At 47.4% G+C, this 17,082-nt stretch carries 11 protein-coding genes; 2 read left to right on the top strand and 9 right to left on the bottom strand.

The window, feature by feature from the left end; all coding sequences use genetic code 11:
• Nucleotides 1-179 precede the first annotated feature (179 nt).
• The 8 genes from hisB to J0A67_RS09285 form a co-directional block, all read right to left on the bottom strand.
• Complete coding sequence (gene hisB / locus J0A67_RS09320; RefSeq protein WP_206569041.1) at nucleotides 180-1,277, bottom strand: bifunctional histidinol-phosphatase/imidazoleglycerol-phosphate dehydratase HisB; 1,098 nt, start codon at nucleotides 1,275-1,277, stop codon at nucleotides 180-182.
• Nucleotides 1,278-1,364: 87 nt separating this feature from the next.
• Nucleotides 1,365-2,432 (bottom strand): histidinol-phosphate transaminase, encoded by a 1,068-nt coding sequence (gene hisC / locus J0A67_RS09315; protein WP_206569040.1) that lies wholly within the window; start codon nucleotides 2,430-2,432, stop codon nucleotides 1,365-1,367.
• Complete coding sequence (gene hisD / locus J0A67_RS09310) at nucleotides 2,429-3,724, bottom strand: histidinol dehydrogenase (protein WP_206569039.1); 1,296 nt, start codon at nucleotides 3,722-3,724, stop codon at nucleotides 2,429-2,431. The genes hisC and hisD overlap by 4 nt, the downstream gene beginning before the upstream one ends.
• A 28-nt stretch (nucleotides 3,725-3,752) precedes the next feature.
• Nucleotides 3,753-4,613, bottom strand: a complete 861-nt coding sequence (hisG, locus tag J0A67_RS09305) for an ATP phosphoribosyltransferase (RefSeq protein WP_206569038.1) — start codon at nucleotides 4,611-4,613, stop codon at nucleotides 3,753-3,755.
• 486 nt (nucleotides 4,614-5,099) lie between these two features.
• Complete coding sequence (locus J0A67_RS09300) at nucleotides 5,100-7,385, bottom strand: S9 family peptidase (RefSeq protein ID WP_206569037.1); 2,286 nt, start codon at nucleotides 7,383-7,385, stop codon at nucleotides 5,100-5,102.
• 102 nt (nucleotides 7,386-7,487) lie between these two features.
• Nucleotides 7,488-8,021 (bottom strand): DUF5655 domain-containing protein, encoded by a 534-nt coding sequence (locus J0A67_RS09295; protein ID WP_317195056.1) that lies wholly within the window; start codon nucleotides 8,019-8,021, stop codon nucleotides 7,488-7,490.
• 145 nt (nucleotides 8,022-8,166) lie between these two features.
• The gene (locus J0A67_RS09290) at nucleotides 8,167-9,159 is read right to left on the bottom strand and encodes an endonuclease/exonuclease/phosphatase family protein (protein ID WP_206569035.1); all 993 of its coding nucleotides are present in this window, start codon (nucleotides 9,157-9,159) and stop codon (nucleotides 8,167-8,169) included.
• Nucleotides 9,160-9,236: 77 nt separating this feature from the next.
• Nucleotides 9,237-10,382, bottom strand: a complete 1,146-nt coding sequence (locus J0A67_RS09285) for an acyltransferase family protein (RefSeq protein ID WP_206569034.1) — start codon at nucleotides 10,380-10,382, stop codon at nucleotides 9,237-9,239.
• Nucleotides 10,383-10,616: 234 nt separating this feature from the next.
• Between J0A67_RS09285 and J0A67_RS09280 the strand changes: the two genes are divergently transcribed.
• Complete coding sequence (locus J0A67_RS09280) at nucleotides 10,617-12,008, top strand: S8 family peptidase (RefSeq protein WP_206569033.1); 1,392 nt, start codon at nucleotides 10,617-10,619, stop codon at nucleotides 12,006-12,008.
• Between the two features lie 84 nt (nucleotides 12,009-12,092).
• Here the strand turns inward: J0A67_RS09280 and J0A67_RS09275 are convergent, their stop codons facing one another.
• Nucleotides 12,093-14,303 carry an adenylate/guanylate cyclase domain-containing protein gene (locus J0A67_RS09275; RefSeq protein WP_206569032.1) on the bottom strand — a complete coding sequence of 737 codons (2,211 nt, stop codon included), beginning with the start codon at nucleotides 14,301-14,303 and terminating at the stop codon, nucleotides 12,093-12,095.
• A 169-nt stretch (nucleotides 14,304-14,472) separates the two neighbouring features.
• On the opposite strand from J0A67_RS09275, the gene J0A67_RS09270 reads away from it, so the two are divergent.
• Nucleotides 14,473-17,028 (top strand): family 20 glycosylhydrolase, encoded by a 2,556-nt coding sequence (locus J0A67_RS09270; RefSeq protein WP_206569031.1) that lies wholly within the window; start codon nucleotides 14,473-14,475, stop codon nucleotides 17,026-17,028.
• Nucleotides 17,029-17,082 lie beyond the last annotated feature (54 nt).

Genomic DNA, 17,082 nt, shown 5'->3' with positions numbered 1-17,082 from the left:
ATTGCACTTCGTCAGCCTCAGTGACCGCACATCGTCAGGCTCAGTGACCGCACTTCGACAGGCTGAGTGACAAGGGGTAAGCAAAAACACTTTCCCGATTTCTATTCAGGAAGGTGTTTTTACTTTAGTTCGGTTCAAAACGGCGGTCGACCGTAGGCCGTGGACTGTTGACTAAAACCCTACAGCACTCCCTTGGTGCTGGGAAGTTGGTTGATGTTTCGGGGATCGCGCATCACGGCCATCTTGATCGCCCGAGCGAGGCCTTTAAAGGTTGCTTCGATCTTGTGGTGCTCATTGTCGCCTTCCACTTTGATATTCAGGTTGCATTTGGCGGTGTCTGAAAATGACTTGAAGAAGTGGTAGAAAAGCTCCGTGGGCATGTCTCCAACTTTTTCACGTTTGAACTCCGCATCCCAAACCAGCCAAGGTCTTCCGCCAAAATCGATGGCTACTTGCGCGAGGGCATCGTCCATTGCCAGAAGAAAGCCGTAGCGATAGATTCCCTTTTTGTCGCCCAAAGCCTTAAGATAGGCTTCACCCAATGCCAAGGCCGTGTCCTCGATTGTATGGTGCTCGTCGATGTGCAAATCGCCTTTGACTTGGATTTCCAAGTCGGTGCTGCCATGCTTGCCTAGCTGCTCCAGCATATGGTCAAAGAAATGCAGGCCGGTCGAGATCTTACAGTTACCACTTCCGTCCAGATTAAGCTTGATGTAGATGTCAGTTTCAGAGGTGGTTCTTTTTACCTCAGCTGCCCGCGGAGGCATTTTCAGAAAGTTGTAGATCTCGTCCCAATCTTTGGTAGAGAGTGCCGCTTCTGGATTGGGATCGCCGATAAAGATGGCTTTAGAACCCAGATTTTTCGCCAGCTGCACATCAGTAAATCTGTCTCCGATCACGTAGGAATTGGCCAGATCGTAATCTTCGGAGAAGTACTGGGTGAGGAGTCCGGTCCTTGGCTTGCGGGTGGGGGCATTTTCATGCTCGAAAGTCTTGTCCACGTGGATGGCTTTGAAGAAGACGTTTTCCTGCTCCAGGGTTTTCAGCATTTTGTACTGCGCTGGCCAGAAGTCCTTTTCTGGGAAAGAATCTGTCCCCAGGCCGTCTTGGTTAGTGACCATCACGAGTTCATAGTCGGTTTCCTCGGCGATCTTGCGAAGGTTGGAGATGGCTTTGGGAAGAAATTCCAGCTTTTCCAGACTGTCTACTTGGAAGTCTGTGGGCGGCTCCTTGATGATGGTGCCGTCACGGTCTATAAAAAGTACGCGTTTTTTCATGGTGTATTTTTGTCAGCGGTCGACAGACTTTAGTCCATGGCCGGTTTCTTTCTTTTTTGATTTGTCTATAGAAACGGTCGTCATCGGTCAGTTGACCGTTGACTTTTCAAAGATCTTTTTCAAAGCCAGTAAGAGGATTTCATTTTCTTCCCTTGTCCCTACTGTGATGCGTAGGCAATCCTCGCAAAGCAGCACTTTGGCGCGGTTGCGGACGATCACTTTCTCCACGATCAGGTCATCATATACTTGGGTGGCGTTTGGGATTTTTACCAAAAGAAAATTCGCGTGCGAAGGATGGATTTTTTGTACGAAGGATAATTTTTCCAGCTCAGATTGCAGGAAATCCCGCTCTGCCAGAATCTCGCGGATCATCCGGTCCACTTTAGCTTTGTTGGTAATTGCCGCCAAGACAGTCTCTTGAGTAAGGCCAGAGATATTGTAGGGCGGCTTGATCTTGTTGAGGATGCGGATGATCTCCTCGCTGCCAAAAGCCATCCCGAGCCGCAGGGACGCCAATCCCCATGCCTTGGAGAAAGTCTGCATTACGAGTAGGTTAGGGAAATTGTCCAGCTCAGTCGTGAAGCTGGGCTCGTCGCTGAAATCGATATAGGCCTCGTCCACCACGACCAAGCCTTTGAAATTTTTCAATAGGAAAAGCACATCTTCCCGCTTGGCCTTGTTGGCCGAAGGGTTGTTGGGAGAGCAGATGAAAAGGATCTTGGAGTTTGCATCGGCCGCTGCTAGGATCTTTTCGGGTTGAAGCTGGAAATCTTCAGTCAGTACGACTTTACGAATTTCGACATCGTTAATATTTGCACTGACCTCATACATGCCATAAGTGGGAGGCAAAAGGATTACGTTGTCCCGTCCCGGATTGCAAAAAGCACGGTAGAGCAGATCGATTGCTTCGTCGGAGCCATTGCCGAGGAAGATCTGAGTTGGACGAACTGCTTTGATCTTGGATATTTCCGCTTTTAGTGCGCTTTGGTATGGGTCCGGGTAACGGTTGAAATCTTTTTCGGTAATCGACCCAAACGGGTTTTCGTTGGCATCCAAGAAGACTCCTTCGGAGCCGGTGTACTCGTCTCGCGCCGATGTATAGGGCTGCAGCTCAGCGACGTGCGGCCGCAACAGTGAATTTAGGTCGAAGCTCATTTCTTTTTGCCTTTCAGTTGATTGAGACGGATGGTGACTGCATTCTTGTGCGCATGCAGCAGTTCGTTTTCGGCCATCACTTCTACTATGGGACCCAGCGTTTTCAGACCTTCGGGACTGATCTTTTGGTATGTGATCTTTTTGACAAAAGAATCCAAAGACACGCCGCTGTAGTTGCGGGCGTAACCATAGGTCGGTAGGGTATGGTTGGTGCCAGAAGCGTAGTCCCCGGCCGATTCGGGCGTGTAGTTTCCGATGAAGACGGATCCGGCGTTGAGAATTGCGTCGACTACCTCTTCTTCATTTTCCACAGCGATGATCAGGTGCTCTGGGGCATATTGGTTGATCAAGGCGATCGCACTTTCCTGTTCCTCCATCACCACGGCCGTGGAGTTGGATAAGGCCTTGTAGGCGATGTCTCTGCGGGGAAGGGCTTCGAGCTGTTCGTTGATTTCCTTCAATACTTTCTTCGCGAATTTCTCGGAGGGCGTAACCAACACCACTTGAGAATCCACGCCGTGCTCGGCCTGTGACAGCAAGTCCGCGGCGACAAATGAGGGTTCGGCTGACTCATCGGCATAAACCAAAACCTCCGAAGGCCCCGCAGGCATATCGATCGCGACGCCATATTTGGTGACCAGTTGCTTGGCGGCGGTGACGTATTGGTTGCCTGGGCCGAAGATCTTGTCGACTTGAGGTACGGTCTCCGTACCGAATGTAAGCGCGGCGATAGCTTGGGCTCCGCCGACCTTGACTATCTTGGTGATGCCAATCAGATCGGCCGTAAAGAGGATCGCAGGATGGATTTTCCCCTCCCGGTTTGGAGGCGTGCAGAGGACTATTTCCCTGCAGCCAGCCAACTGGGCCGGTATACCCAACATCAGCACTGTGCTAAATAGTGGCGCTGTACCCCCGGGAATATACAAGCCGACGCGCTGAATGGGCATACTTTTTCTTCGGCAGACCACACCCGGCATGACTTCCTCCACCAACTCAGGCGAGGCTTGGGCGGCGTGGAAGCGCTCGATATTTGACTTCGCCGTGGAAATGGCCGCTTTGAGCTCCTTGCTCACCGATTCCTTTGCGGCATTGATTTCCTGTGCTGAGACCAGCAAGCTATCCAAGTGGACGTGGTCGTATTCTTGTGCGAATTTTTTAAGCGCCTTATCTCCGTTTTTTTTGACTTTCCTCAGGATGGGCTTGACGATCTTGTTGATCGCCTTGGTCTTGTGAACAGGTCGGGCCAGGTTTTTTTTACACTTTTCGAGCGTGGGGTTGACCAAGAGTTGCATAGTATTTTGGGAAAAACTTTCGATCTCGTTAAATAACCATTTTTTCGATGGGAACCACTAGAATGCCCTCGGCACCAGCGGCACGGAGTTCTTCGATGTTTTCCCAAAACTGATCTTCGCTGAGCACCGAATGGATGGAAGACCAGCCTTCCTGTGCAAGCGGTAAAATGGTGGGGCTTCTCATGCCGGGGATAAGTTCGATGATGCGTTGAATGGAGTCGTTGGGCGCATTCATCAGGACGTATTTGTTGCTTTTGCCGGTTTGGACTGCATTGATTCGAAACAGAAGTTTGTCCAGGATAGCTTTCTTCCAGTCCGTCAAATTCTTATTTCCGATGAGAACTGCCTCGGACTTGAAGACTTCCTCCACCTCTTTGAGACCATTCATCATCAGGGTAGATCCAGAGCTGACGATGTCGAAAATCCCTTCGGCCAGGCCAATGCTGGGAGCAATCTCAACGGATCCGCTGATTTCGTGGATTTCGGCTTGGATTTTTTTGTCCTTCAGATAGTCGCCGAGGATTTTGGGGTAGGAGGTGGCGATGTTTTTTCCTTGGAAATAGCGGATGCCTGGATACTCTTCTCCCTTGGGAATCGCAAGGGAAAGGCGGCATTTGGAGAAGCCAAGCTTCTTCAGGGTGTCCACGTCCTTGTCTTTTTCGACCAGTTCGTTTTGGCCGACTATGCCCAGGTCAGCCACCCCGTCAGCTACATATCCCGGGATATCATCATCCCTGAGGAAGAGGAATTCGGCGGGGAAATTGGTGGAGGTGGACTTGAGTTTGCCCGTGCCGTTGTAAAATTTGATGCCACACTCTTTGATCAGGCTGAGTGAGTCATCGGAAAGTCTGCCGCTTTTCTGCACGGCGATACGGATAATCTGTTCCATGGGGACAAGTTACGCTAGGAAAGTTTTTGGTTTCAGTAAAATTTTGGTGGAGTGCCGAATCCCTGTCATCAGCATCACCGGGTGGGTGTATAAAAGTCTTCCTCAGGAGGAATGATGGAAGTGATGCAGCAGATAGGCGTGCTGTGCATTTGCTAAAAATCCAATATTTCTATTGTTGTTTTCCATTTCGGATGGCAAAGTTAGCCGAGGATTGAAAAGAAGCAAATTCTGAGGGGAAATTGTTGGATGATGGATGTATGATGTCTGGAATTTGAAAATCACAAAGTTCGGTTGGTGAATGTAGGCGTGAGACGGTTCGTCATCTGGCAGGTGGCATTTTCACATACAAAAGATGAAAGACGGGAAGCAAGAGGAGGGAAGGTAAGAAGTTGGGAGTTAGGAAGTCGGGAGAATTGACCAAACACATTCCCTACGCCGCAAATGATAGCCGTCCTAATCTAGTTACTTGACACTTGCTACTTTACGCTACTTCGTCACCTGCAACTGATAATGTCGGATGGGTTTTTCACCCATCAGGTGTTCGATGAAGTAGTCCCAGCGCTTTTTGGTGAAATAATCTCCTGGAGGCCGCCCGAAACTGTGGTTGCGGCTCGGCCAGATGAAGAGGTCAAAGTCTTTTCCGGCTTTGATGAGGTTTTCCGCCAATTTGAAGGTGGCTGAGGGGTTCACGTTTTCGTCTATGCCCCCGTGTGCCAACAGCAGGTGTCCTTTTAGGTTTGCCGCATTGGTGATGTTGGACTGCTCATGGTAATAGTTGCCGACTGGATAGCCCATGTACATTTCAGGCCACCAGGCCTTTTCCATCCGGAAATCGTGGTCGCCGGCGGAAGCTACGCCGACTTTATAGAAATCCGGATGCAGGAGCATGGCGCGGCCGGCATCATATCCCCCAGCAGAATGTCCGAAGATCCCAACCCGGTTGATGTCCAGGTATTTTTCCTTTTCGGCCAACTGCGTGATCGCAAGGACATGGTCGGTGGTGCCATCCCCCAGGTTGTTGTAGGAAACATCTGCAAAAGCCTTTGATCGGCCAGCACCCCCAAGCCCATCCACCGTCACCACTACGAAGCCTAGCTCAGCCGTTGCCTGCTGATGGCCGAGGATGGCGGCTTTGAAGGTTTTCGGCACAGTCGAGGTATGGGGACCAGTGTAGGTGTAGTCGATGATCGGATACTTCTTTCTCTGATCAAAAGTCGTTGGGAGGAAATAGACGCCCTGGATTTCCGTCTTCCTGTCTTTTGCCGTTGCGGTGAATGGAACGGGAAAGCGATAGCCTCGGGCGGTAAGATTGGAAATGTCCGCTTCGGAAATCTTGTGAAGGTGTTCTCCGGTTTTTAGGTCAATCAGAATGGATTGGGTAGGCTGGTTGGCAGTCGAGTAGTTGTCCACAGCAAATTTGCCATCCGGTGAGATGTGGACTTCGTGGTAGGCGTTTTCCGGAGTCAGCAATTGCAAATTTGACCCGTCGAGATTTACCCGATAGAGATGGTTGAAGTAGGGGTTTTCGCCCGCTTCTTTCCCTGAGGCTTCAAAATAGATGATGCCATTTTCCTCATCCCAAAAAGTCAAACGGTTGACTACAAATTCTCCATTGGTGATCGGGTGAAGCTCTTTCCCGGTATTCCAGTCGTGCAGGTAGAGCTGGTTCCAGCCGGATTTTTCCGAACTGATTATAAACTGCTCGTTTTCGAGCCTTCGGAAAGCGTTCTCCCGGTTGATGTGCGTAGGGGAGTATTCGGAGTAGATCTTTCTGGTCTGTATAGTTTCGGCATCTAATTCCAAAAACTGGAACTCCTTAAAGCCTCTGGGGAAATAAAATCCGCTCAGCGATTTGCTGTCGTTAGCCCAGCGGAGGTTGATGCCGATAAAGTGCGGTGAGGAAAGCTTGGGGAGTTTCTTTTCCGTCTTGTTCTCCAAGTCAAAGATCACCGGTATGTACATCACCACCGTGCTATCGCCTGGCGAGCCGCGATAGTAGGAGAGTAGCTCTGGGCGGAATTTCTCGTCTTTGCTGAAGTCAAGCAGGTACATTTTTTCGGCGATTCTCAGGTCGACGATCTGGGTATAGATTTTTTTGGAATCGGGAGACCAGTTCACCGTAAAGTGAGGTGGCCTTTCTCCGTTTTCCCCGCTCATCAAATCACTCCAGCCATAGTAGGAGGCATATTCGAAATCCTTTCTGCCATCAAAGCTGACTTGGGTTTCTTCGCCGGTCGCTAGGTTTTTCACGTAGAGGTTGTAGCCTTTGCTGTAGGCTTTCCATTTTTTGTCCGGGGAAAAAGCTTCCATTTCATTCCGCTCGGACATGGGAATGGATTCGACAGAATCGTTTTCCGTATTCCAAATCCAGTTGTGGCTTCTCCAGACAAAGGTGACCTTATTGCCATTGGTCATGGATACCCGCTCGATGGGGAGGTCTCGATGATCTAAGTTTTCGCCGGTTTTGTCGCTCAGTAGCTTGGCCAGTTTTTCGTGATCAAAGGCCAGGTTCGTTTCCAGTTTTTGAGTATCGGTCTTAAAAAACCTTTTTCCCTCGGCCGTGTAGGTCGAGTGTAAGAAAGCTCTGCTGCCCTCAGTCCAAGAGGGGATGACTTCCAGGTGGTAGACTTCCTTTTGGATAGAGTTGAGAAGGAAATATTCCGCCCGGTGGTAGGTGTCCTCAGTGATCTGGGCCTGCAGCTTTAAGGGCAAAAACAAGGCAGCAATCAAGAGTAGGGAAATACTGGAAGGGAAATATTTCAGCTTGTTCATGGTGGAGGGGTAAGGACTGAACATGAAAATAGACAAAAACAGAAAGGGCCTGCGATGTTTTTGTACAAGGCGGCCCTTTTTCATGTAGGTGGGAAATAGTTCTTACCCTGCTGCATCGTAAGCCTTTCTGAGCCAGTCGATCAGCTCCAGGATGATTTGTTCTTCGTGGTTGATTACGACCTTGTGGCTGTACATCGCGTTGGCTTTGCATTCCAATTCGAGAATTCCTTGGGGCGGATGGCCTTTGAGATTAATGCCGACTTCGTATCTGGATTTAGTCGCGGGCACGAGCATGGCAAATTGTTTTTTGCGCTTCACGCTCACGTAGGCATTTTTGGGTATGAATTCTACATCCTTTCCAAAAGTGGCAATTTCCTTCTTCAACTTCTCATAGATAGGCAAGAAGTTTTCTTTGCCCACATACTGTTTGGTGACCAAGGCGTCTTGATCATCGGCTGACCCAGCATCGGACTTCAGCGCTTTGTGGGCAACGAGATTTGCAAAGCCATGGCTGAAGCCGTGGTTTTCTTTCAGGAATTTGAGAATGTCTCCGTGTTTTTGGAGCTTGGCAGAATTGACGGTCTCTATCCACTCATCCAGGGATTTCCCGGTGTTTTTGTGGAGGTTGTCTATCATGGTTTGGGTGGCTTGATCCATGGGTGTTTATCAATTGAAAGATTGTGACATTTTAAAACTTGAAAATTGCCTTGCAAAGTACCAGCTGCCCTGACAGAATTCATTGGACAGGCATTTCCGTACTTAAAATCCTGATACTTGATACTTACACTTCTATTTCCGCCAAAATAGGATAGTGGTCAGAGGCCTGTACCAATTCGCTTTTCAGACTTTGGATTACCGAGTCGTCTTTTTCCAAAAAGGGATTCCACACCTGTCCTTTGAGGACCTTGATTCCTTGGCTTACCAGGATGTGGTCGATCAGCACATTGAATTCATCACCCGTGATCCGATCCCTGTACTTTCCGGAATAGGGAGTCCATCCATAGGCGTTCAATTTTGGTTTGGGCAGCACCGATTTGAGGATCCATTCGGGTTTCCAAGCATCGCCAAGCAGGATCTCAACCGCACTTTTGGAGAATCGATTTTCGTAGAAATCCAGTTCAAAGCCGTCGTTGATATCGCCCATCACCATCACGTTTTGTCCTTTGGCTAGGTATTGGTCGCAGCGCTCGCGGATATGCATACATTCCCCAAATAGCCTGAGGCGATCCCGCTGGGAAAGCTGCTCAAACCTCGCGTAGTCGACTTTGTCAAAGATCCCCTTTGACTTCGTATGGGCGATAATAACCCTGGAAAGAAATTGGTCATCGAGTCCCAATATGCTGAGTTCAAGCGGCGGACGATAGTGCTGGTATTGTTCTTTGATCAGGCGGTTTGTGGTGTCCATCAAGAAAGGCTGGTTGAAGCGGTCTCCGTCCCGAGTCTCGGGGGTAAAGAGAACCTTGAGCTTGGTGGGATCGTACATTGCCGCCAATTCCTGTTGGCCTGAGGAAGGAAAGCCATGGACTGCCGAAAAGCTATGGCCCGGAATGAATTGGTTTGCCCAAGCGAGCAGTTGTCCGGAACTTGTCTTTGCGCCGCTGACCAAGGTGTCCGGACCCTCGACTATACCCAGAAAGTCCACTTGGAGGGCCTGGATGACTGTGGCGAGGATTTGGCTTCGTTTTGCATCCGCCCCGGTGGTTTTGGGAGTGCCATCGGTCTCGAAGAGATTCCGCATCCACTCTACATTGTAAACTGCTATTTTAAGAATCATAAAAAACGGCTTTTGGGGTAAAACAGTAAAGGAATTTACCATTTTACCCCAAAAGCCTTCTTATTAGCCCCTTATTTTTAGAGTTTGATGTAGATCTTTTTTCTGTCCATCCACCAGCCGATCAGCCAGATCAGGAGCATGTAAGTGACTGCGAAAAAGAAAGACGCGTTTTTCGGACTTAGCCAGCTCGTGAAAATGCTATCGTAGATCGCCGATCTCAGGTTGCTTTCCCCGACTGGAATCATGGAGAGAATATCCATGATGACCCAGGCAAATACATAAAGCATCAGTGGATTTCGCCCAAAAACTTCGAAGAAATAAGTCCAGCCTCTGTGATTTCTTACTTCTATCACAAAGATCAACCCCGCCAAGATAAGAAGATCCCACCCCACGGTCAGCAGTACATAGGGGCTAGTCCAGAGTTTTTTGTTGATTGGAAAAAAGGGATCCCAAGCGTAGCTGACGGCTATCAATATAATGCCCGCAATGAGTAGGGTCTGGACTGTCTTCACCGTGTTGCCTTTTCTCTGTATCATCTTGCCTACCAGATATCCCGCGATCACATTGACGATGGAAGTGAGTGTACTGAGTAGGCCTTCAGGGTCGAAAGGAACGCCTTCGCCCATGTACAGCCTTTCGGCTCCGATGAGCACTAAGTCAAGCTTTGTGGCAGCATTGGTGGCAAGGCTGTAGGGATCGCCTGCATCGCCGAAGAAATAGAGGATGAGCCAATACAATACCAAAGCGGCTATGCTGAATATCCATCCCAGTTTTTCCCCGCCCCAGTAGAGGATGAGCGCAGCAAAGAAGTAGCAGAGCGCAATTCGCTGCAATACTCCCAGGAGACGTACCTCCAAGAGGTTTTTCCAGATGATTTCACCTGATGGACCTAGGTCATAGAAAGGGAATGCGTTGAGCAGCCAGCCAACCAAAAATATGAGCAGAGTCCGCTTGATGACCTTTCGATAAAATTGACCCGAGGGCATCTCATTCAGCTTTTTCATGGCAAAGCTCATGGCATTACCCACTACAAAAAGGAAGGTGGGGAAGACCAGGTCGGTAGGTGTGAAGCCATGCCAGGAAGCGTGGGCTAGGGGGGCGTAAAGCGCGTTCCAGCTTCCGGGCGTGTTTACGATTACCATGAAAGCGAGGGTCAGTCCCCGAAATACATCCAGAGCCAGATAGCGGTTGCTCAGGACTTTTAATTGTTGATCAATTGACATAGGTGGTTTTTTGGTGATAGGTAAAACTGAAGTTACAGCAATCCACGAAATTATCAGGAACAATAACTATAAAGGGGTACAATGTCCAAAAAGGACTATTGCCAGCGCATAAAAAATCCCAGTTGCAGAAATTACTAAAAATTACTTTCCAGATAACTTAAGGTGAAAGGATGGAATTATTAAATTCATATTGTTTTAAATATTTGATTTTTAACTATTTAAATTTTTGGAAAGATGAGAAAGCTGTTATTGTTATCTGTACTAGTACTTGTTTTTTCGTGCACTAAAAAAAACAGACAACCACCAACTTTAAATCAAGAATATGAATTTGATGCTTTGTTGAATCCTTATGGAGTGCCAGACAGCCTTCTGGTCAGGGATTCCTATTTGGTCTTTTTAAATGCAGAAAAATTTACCCCGGTATTAAGGGGTTCAAGTTTTGATTTGTTGAAGGATAGTTTGGCAATTGTTGAACTTGAAGTTAGCGCTGAGAAAAAAATCCAAGAATATTTGAATTCTAAAAAGATAAAAATTGACAATGACATGTTGTTGGTCAGCTCGTTGTCAGGATTTGTTTTAGAAAATTCTAATAGAATCTTCATAAGAGAACTTTTGTCTGACAAGGAAAATATAGCGTTTATTCAACAAAATTTCAGGTTCGGAATGGAGAACACTCGAGCAAGGATGCAAAGCGAAGTGCTCGCACAAAATACCCGTGCTCGAATGCAAGAAAGACCTGATTGGGGTTATGATTTTGTAAACTTTACTTCCAAAGCGGTCACTTATTTGGCAGGAGTTAATCGCCAAGTAAGTAAGAATAATAAAATTTGGGTCATCGATTCCGGAATTGATGCCAATCATCAAGATTTAAAGAATCTGGTGAATCGGCAGATGAGCCGATCATTTGTACTAAGGAACACCAATATATTTGATAGTAACCCATTTTTTGATTATTGGGGACATGGAACGCACTGCGCAGGCTTAGCTGCTGCCAAAGCAATCAACCAAGGAAATCGCAATCTCATTGGAATGAATGGGGTCGCTCCAGGTGCCAAGCTGGTTTCCTTAAAAGTTTTTGGTCAAGAGGGATATGCTGAATTTGCTTGGGTAGTTGAAGCGTTAGAATATGCTTCAAGAAGGGGAAGGCTGACTGCAGGTGATGTAATCTCCATGAGTTTGGGAGGTAGAATTACCGATTGTGGTCAAGATGGATTGATGCTGCAGATGCAGGCGATATCAAGTGCCCTAAATGTTAGTATAGTTAGCGCAGCAGGAAATGGATATTTTTGGGCAGGTGAGCAGTCTTCCAGGTTTTTACCTGCTTGTGTAGAAGGAACTAATATTTATACAATCGGATCTATAGATCTCGACTATGAGTCAACAAATCAAGCAGTTGTTTTTTCCGGCTTTTCAAATTATGAGCTTCCACCCATTGACTGGGTTGTTCCAGGGAATCGTATTTTTTCAACCTATCCCAATGATAATTATGCAGTAATGGAAGGGACTTCGATGTCAGCCGCTTTGATGGCTGGCTTATTATATCTGACTGGGGGGGATATTCAAGAAAAGACCAAAGTACCAGGATTATATAGCGAAAACTATTCCTATCCGGTTCCCACGAAGTAGGAAAAGTGGAAGTCTGAGGGAGTTAGTTTAGCTAGGGTGGGCTTTCGTTTTTTTTGTGGCTAATTGGCTAAATAATCAACCAAACTATCTTTCCCGGTTAAACAAGGGCATGTCTAGGTTGCGAGCATTTAGGTCGGAAAGATAGGTGTTGATTTGACCGATGATTCGTTTATACTCTGGGTCGGACTTTGCATTTGAGAAAATCGGATTGCTTTCGACGAAGAAGAGATCTCTCCAGCCATTGATGTATGCTTTGTCGAGGTAATGAAAAGCCATTTTTCTGTCTTGTTTTATCCAGTAGGCGGTAGCAAGATCGAGGAAAAGATTATAGTCATCCATTCCTTCCTCTATAGAGTCCTGACGGGATCTAATTACACTTTCCAAAAGTCCCAGAGCTTTGGCTTTTTCACCCGAGTGGTAGTAGATATAGGCTAAATTGATCGGAACCCCATAAAAAGGATCTGCCCTATATTCCGGGTAAAGAGCAATAGATTGTTCAAAATAGGATTTGGCCAGATCGAAATCGTAAAGATACATAGCAACAATTCCAGCAGTTTTTAATGACCAGGGGTCTCGGTTTATAGAATCTTTCAAATAATCTGAAACTAAGTTGCTAGCATCTTCCGGGGACTTGTTTTTAATAAGAGTAGTTGCCGTCAACTCTATTGTGTTGAGGTTTTTGCTTATGCTTAGTGATTTGTTCAGCCACCCAAGTGCTTCCTCATTTTTTCCTAGTATCCTGCAGATCCATCCTACAATCTGATATGGCAAATAATGATCGGGCCTTCGGTCGGAGGATATGAATTGATATTTCAAAGTCTGCTCCAAGTCGCCTCTGGAAAAGTATACTATACCGATATTTCCAAGCGCTTCACTTTGAGTCGGGCTGTAATTCAAGGCTAATTCAAAAGAATTTTTTGCGAATTCTACTTTGCCCAGATAGTAGTTGGCTAGACCTTGTGCTCCATACCCTTCAGACAATTTGGGTTCGAGGGAAAGGGATTTTGAGCTTGCGGGAAGACTTAGGTTTACAAGTGAATCTGGACTGTAGTAGTATAGCTGAGCATATGTTTTGGCAAGGTCTGCGTAAGCAAGGGCATAATTTGGATCCAGCTCGATAGCCTTTTTAAACTGTTGGACAGCGACTAAGAGATTGTCGGAGTGATATGTTCTATAGTTTTCCTTTCCTTGAAGTCTTTGCTCATAGGCATCAAGGTTGCTGGTTTCCCCTTTGCCTATTTGAGAGGACTCCTCCAATGAAAGAATTGCATCAAATTTTTGTGCAATTGCTTTGGCGATTTCACTTTGCAGTTCTGGAATTAGATTCCCTTCTCTTTCAAAACTGTCCTCCCAGATATTTTTCTTATTTATGGGATCTACAAGCTGAAGATTTATCCTCATTGCATTGTTTAGCATTTCGATGTCCCCTTTTAAAACTACACTTACATCCAATTGTTTTGCGACGCTATCCAAGAGCGCTTCAGACCCTTTGTAATTTTTCATAGTCTCATAGGCTATGGTTTTTATGGATCCGATTTTTGAAAGCTGGTCTATCACATTTTCGGTCAAGCCGTCTTCGAGGTATTCCAATTCCTTATTTTCTTTGACAAGTCGAAACGGCATCACGGCCACCGATTTGTCTTTTTCCCAAACTTGACCATCCCAAAACACCGAAAAGATTAAAGCACCCAAAAGCACCACGATCGCCGCAATCCCTATTCTGTATTTCCACGGATTTCTTTCTTGGTACCTAATGTTTCCAAGGATGTCAGCTCGTTTTGGTATTGCAAGCGGTTCGTTTGAAAGGGCATAAAGCTCCAGCGTATGATCCACATTTTTCAGGTCGAAGCCTCCTAGCTTGATGGCTTGAAAGCCACGCTCCTTGGAAATCTCTCTGCTGATGCGGTCGGAGAAGACTACACTGCTTGGGATACAGACGCTTTGGATGCGCGACGCCACATTGACCGCGTCTCCAAAGATGTCGCCGTGGTCAAATATGACCTCGCCGGACTGCAGTCCGATTCTCAGTTGGTAGCGATTGGTCTGAATGCATCGTTTTTGGATCTCGAGGCTTGCGTTTAGCGCATCTATGGAAGACTCAAAGATGGCAAGGATGCCATCACCCAATTCCTTGATCAATTTTCCCTTATAAAGGGCAAGAATCTCTTGATGCAGCTCGAGATTTTCCTTCATGAGCTCAAAGGCCGCATTTTCGTCTTTCCCCATCAGACGGGTATAGCCGACGATATCCGAAAAAAACACCGTGGATTGTTTACGGTTTAGTTCAGCCTGCATAAAAATGGTTACCTAATCCGAAATAATACCTTTTATCTGCTATATCAAGCTACTGAATTTAAGTGTACCAAAAAAATTGGCTGAAAGTCGGAATAGCCCTTTTTTGTACTTTTTGGGTATTTTCTTTAATCTGAGTCCAAGACTGACAGCTCTATCGCCGAAATCCTCCATGAAAAAAAACTTCCTTTTCGTTTTTCTGTTTTTGTTTGCATTTACCTCCGCGAGAGGACAGATCTCCGCCACTTGGAAACTGCTCGAAAACAAGTTTACCGACAAGCCTTATCATCGGGCGGAACTCGTGCTGAAAAACACCTCTGGGCAGAGTCTTGAGGCTGGATGGAAGCTTTACTTCAATACCGCTTTCCTCTCGGTATCCACCCAAGTGGACAATCCCGATCTGGAGATCAAGCATCTGCAAGGTGATTTTTTTGTATTGGAGGGCAAAGAAAATTCTCCAGCATTGCGCGCTGGAGAGCAAATCAGAATCGAGTATCGATCTTCTGAGCCCTATCTCAAAAATTCCTATGCTCCTGAAGCTCTGATTTTTCTCAGATCCGATGGGAAGCACTTTGAGGTAAGGGACTATGAGGTGAAACACTACACCACGGATCAACTTGCCGAAATGGCTAAAGATACACCCCTCCCGATACCAATAGCTGCGCTTACTTATGAAAGAAACGAGGGCTTGAGCTTGCTACCCGAAAGTGAGTTGCCGCCTTTTCTTCCCAGCCCCAAATCGTGGAAATACACCGAAGAAAGCCTGAAAATCAAAAATGTCGACTTTTCAGTCGTCGGGGTTCCGGAGTTTGCGGAGGAATCTGATTTTTTGAGGGAGACGATACGCAGAGCCTACAAGCCCAAGGTAAATGCTTCTGAAGAGCCGCTTCAGATTCGGATCGAAAAGTCCTCTGGGCTGTCTGATGAGGGATACAAACTCAGCATCAGCGGGCGAAATGTGGTCATCTCCGCATCTCAACCCCAAGGCGCTTTTTATGGTGTCCAGTCATTTTTGGCGATGATGCCTGCCGGGTTTTGGACTGGGCCGAGCGAAGAACTGATTTTGCCCCAAGTGGAGATAGAAGATTACCCTGCTTTTGGCTATCGGGGGTTTTTCTTGGATGTGGCTCGCAATTTTCAGCCCAAATCCCAGATCCTGAAAATCCTCGATATGATGGCCTTTTACAAGCTGAATGTCTTTCACTTCAATTTGGCCAACGATGAGGGTTGGAGACTGGAGATACCCGGACTTCCCGAATTGACTGACTTCGCGAGTCGACGCGGATTTTCCACCGACGAATCGGAGTTTTTGTGGCCGTACTATGGGTCGGGCGCCGATCCAGATAAGAGCCTGAGCGGCACTGGATATTATACGATTGCGGATTTTCAGGAGATTTTGACTTACGCCCAAGCACGACATATAGAGGTGATACCGGAGTTTGGCGTGCCCGCGCATTCCCGGGCGGCGATCCGAGCAATGGAAAATCGCTACCAGCGGTTGATGCAGGAAGGGAAGACTTCCGAGGCGCTGGAGTACCGTTTGGCGGAAGACAATGACCAGAGCAAATACCTTTCCGCACAAAATTTCAAAGGAAATACCGTGTGCGTTTGTCAGGAATCGGTCTACACGTTTTATGAAAAATTGGTCGCTGAGGTTCAGACCATGTACCGACAGGTAGATGTGGAGCTGAAAAATTGGCATACCGGGGGAGATGAAGTGCCGCGTGGCGTTTGGACAGCGTCGCCGGTCTGCAATGATTTTCTTGCCCAAAATCCCGACATCAAGCAGGAGGAGTTGAATGATTACTTCAGATTCCGAGCTTCCCAGATTCTGAAGGAAAAAGGAATGGAAATGGGCGGATGGGAAGAAATCGGTCAGGCCCATCAAGGCGATCAAGTGATTCCAAATCCGAAATTTGCAGACCAGAATTGGCGGCTTTATGCCTGGAATGCAGTTGCAGGTTGGGGGGGGGAAGACATGGCCTACAAGCTGGCCAATGCCGGATACCCAGTCGTGATCTGCTCCAGTGCCAACTTTTACTTCGACCTGGCCTATGACTGGGACCCCAACGAGCGCGGACACACTTGGAGTGGAGTGACGGATTTATATCAGTCTTGGAAGACGGTTCCAGGCAAGCTGTACCTCTCGCATGACCAGACCATCGAGGGCAAAGAATGGGATTGGTCGGAAGTGGCAAAAAATTTCACCCAACTCACGCCAGAGGGAAGAAAGAACATCATTGGTGTATCCGGTCAAGTGTGGACCGAGACGATTAAAAGTCCAGAGATGCTGGAGTATTATATTTTTCCCAAGATGCTCGGATATATCGAGCGAGCTTGGGCAGGAGACCCGGATTGGTCAAATGCAGAGACCGAGGCGAAAATGAAATCCATGAGAGCAGAGGATTTCAATCGCTTTGCCAATGCCGTGGGACAGCGCGAGATCCCGAGACTGGAATCCATGTTCGGCGGCTTCAACCATCGTGTGCCTAAGCCGGGAGCGGTAGTGAGGGACGGGATGATCTTTGCCAATGTACAGACTCCCGGACTGATCATTCGCTACACGCAGGACGGCACTGATCCCACCGCTAATTCCCCGATTTATTCCAAGCCTATTCCCAAAAGAGGCGGAGAGAAGTTCAGGGTCTTCACCCAGTCGGGAGCGGCTGGAGAGGTGCTGGAGCTCGAGACGCAGAAAAAACGGATAGAGGGAAGGGAGCTAGAATAGCCCGGCCGCCAGCCGCTTCGATTTTCAGCAAACCTACCAACGGTTTAAATTCCC

The sequence above is a fragment of the Algoriphagus aestuariicola genome, from assembly GCF_017254835.1.
GTDB lineage: Bacteria > Bacteroidota > Bacteroidia > Cytophagales > Cyclobacteriaceae > Algoriphagus > Algoriphagus aestuariicola.
This window is presented reverse-complemented; position numbering and strand designations above follow the sequence as displayed.

What these genes read in the sequence shown, in the direction of transcription:
- hisB (WP_206569041.1), bottom strand. Translation starts at nt 1,277, where the DNA reads ATGAAAAAACGCGTACTTTTTATAGACCGTGACGGCACCATCATCAAG.
- hisC (WP_206569040.1), bottom strand. Translation starts at nt 2,432, where the DNA reads ATGAGCTTCGACCTAAATTCACTGTTGCGGCCGCACGTCGCTGAGCTG.
- hisD (WP_206569039.1), bottom strand. Translation starts at nt 3,724, where the DNA reads ATGCAACTCTTGGTCAACCCCACGCTCGAAAAGTGTAAAAAAAACCTG.
- hisG (WP_206569038.1), bottom strand. Translation starts at nt 4,613, where the DNA reads ATGGAACAGATTATCCGTATCGCCGTGCAGAAAAGCGGCAGACTTTCC.
- J0A67_RS09300 (WP_206569037.1), bottom strand. Translation starts at nt 7,385, where the DNA reads ATGAACAAGCTGAAATATTTCCCTTCCAGTATTTCCCTACTCTTGATT.
- J0A67_RS09295 (WP_317195056.1), bottom strand. Translation starts at nt 8,021, where the DNA reads ATGATAGACAACCTCCACAAAAACACCGGGAAATCCCTGGATGAGTGG.
- J0A67_RS09290 (WP_206569035.1), bottom strand. Translation starts at nt 9,159, where the DNA reads ATGATTCTTAAAATAGCAGTTTACAATGTAGAGTGGATGCGGAATCTC.
- J0A67_RS09285 (WP_206569034.1), bottom strand. Translation starts at nt 10,382, where the DNA reads ATGTCAATTGATCAACAATTAAAAGTCCTGAGCAACCGCTATCTGGCT.
- J0A67_RS09280 (WP_206569033.1), top strand. Translation starts at nt 10,617, where the DNA reads ATGAGAAAGCTGTTATTGTTATCTGTACTAGTACTTGTTTTTTCGTGC.
- J0A67_RS09275 (WP_206569032.1), bottom strand. Translation starts at nt 14,303, where the DNA reads ATGCAGGCTGAACTAAACCGTAAACAATCCACGGTGTTTTTTTCGGAT.
- J0A67_RS09270 (WP_206569031.1), top strand. Translation starts at nt 14,473, where the DNA reads ATGAAAAAAAACTTCCTTTTCGTTTTTCTGTTTTTGTTTGCATTTACC.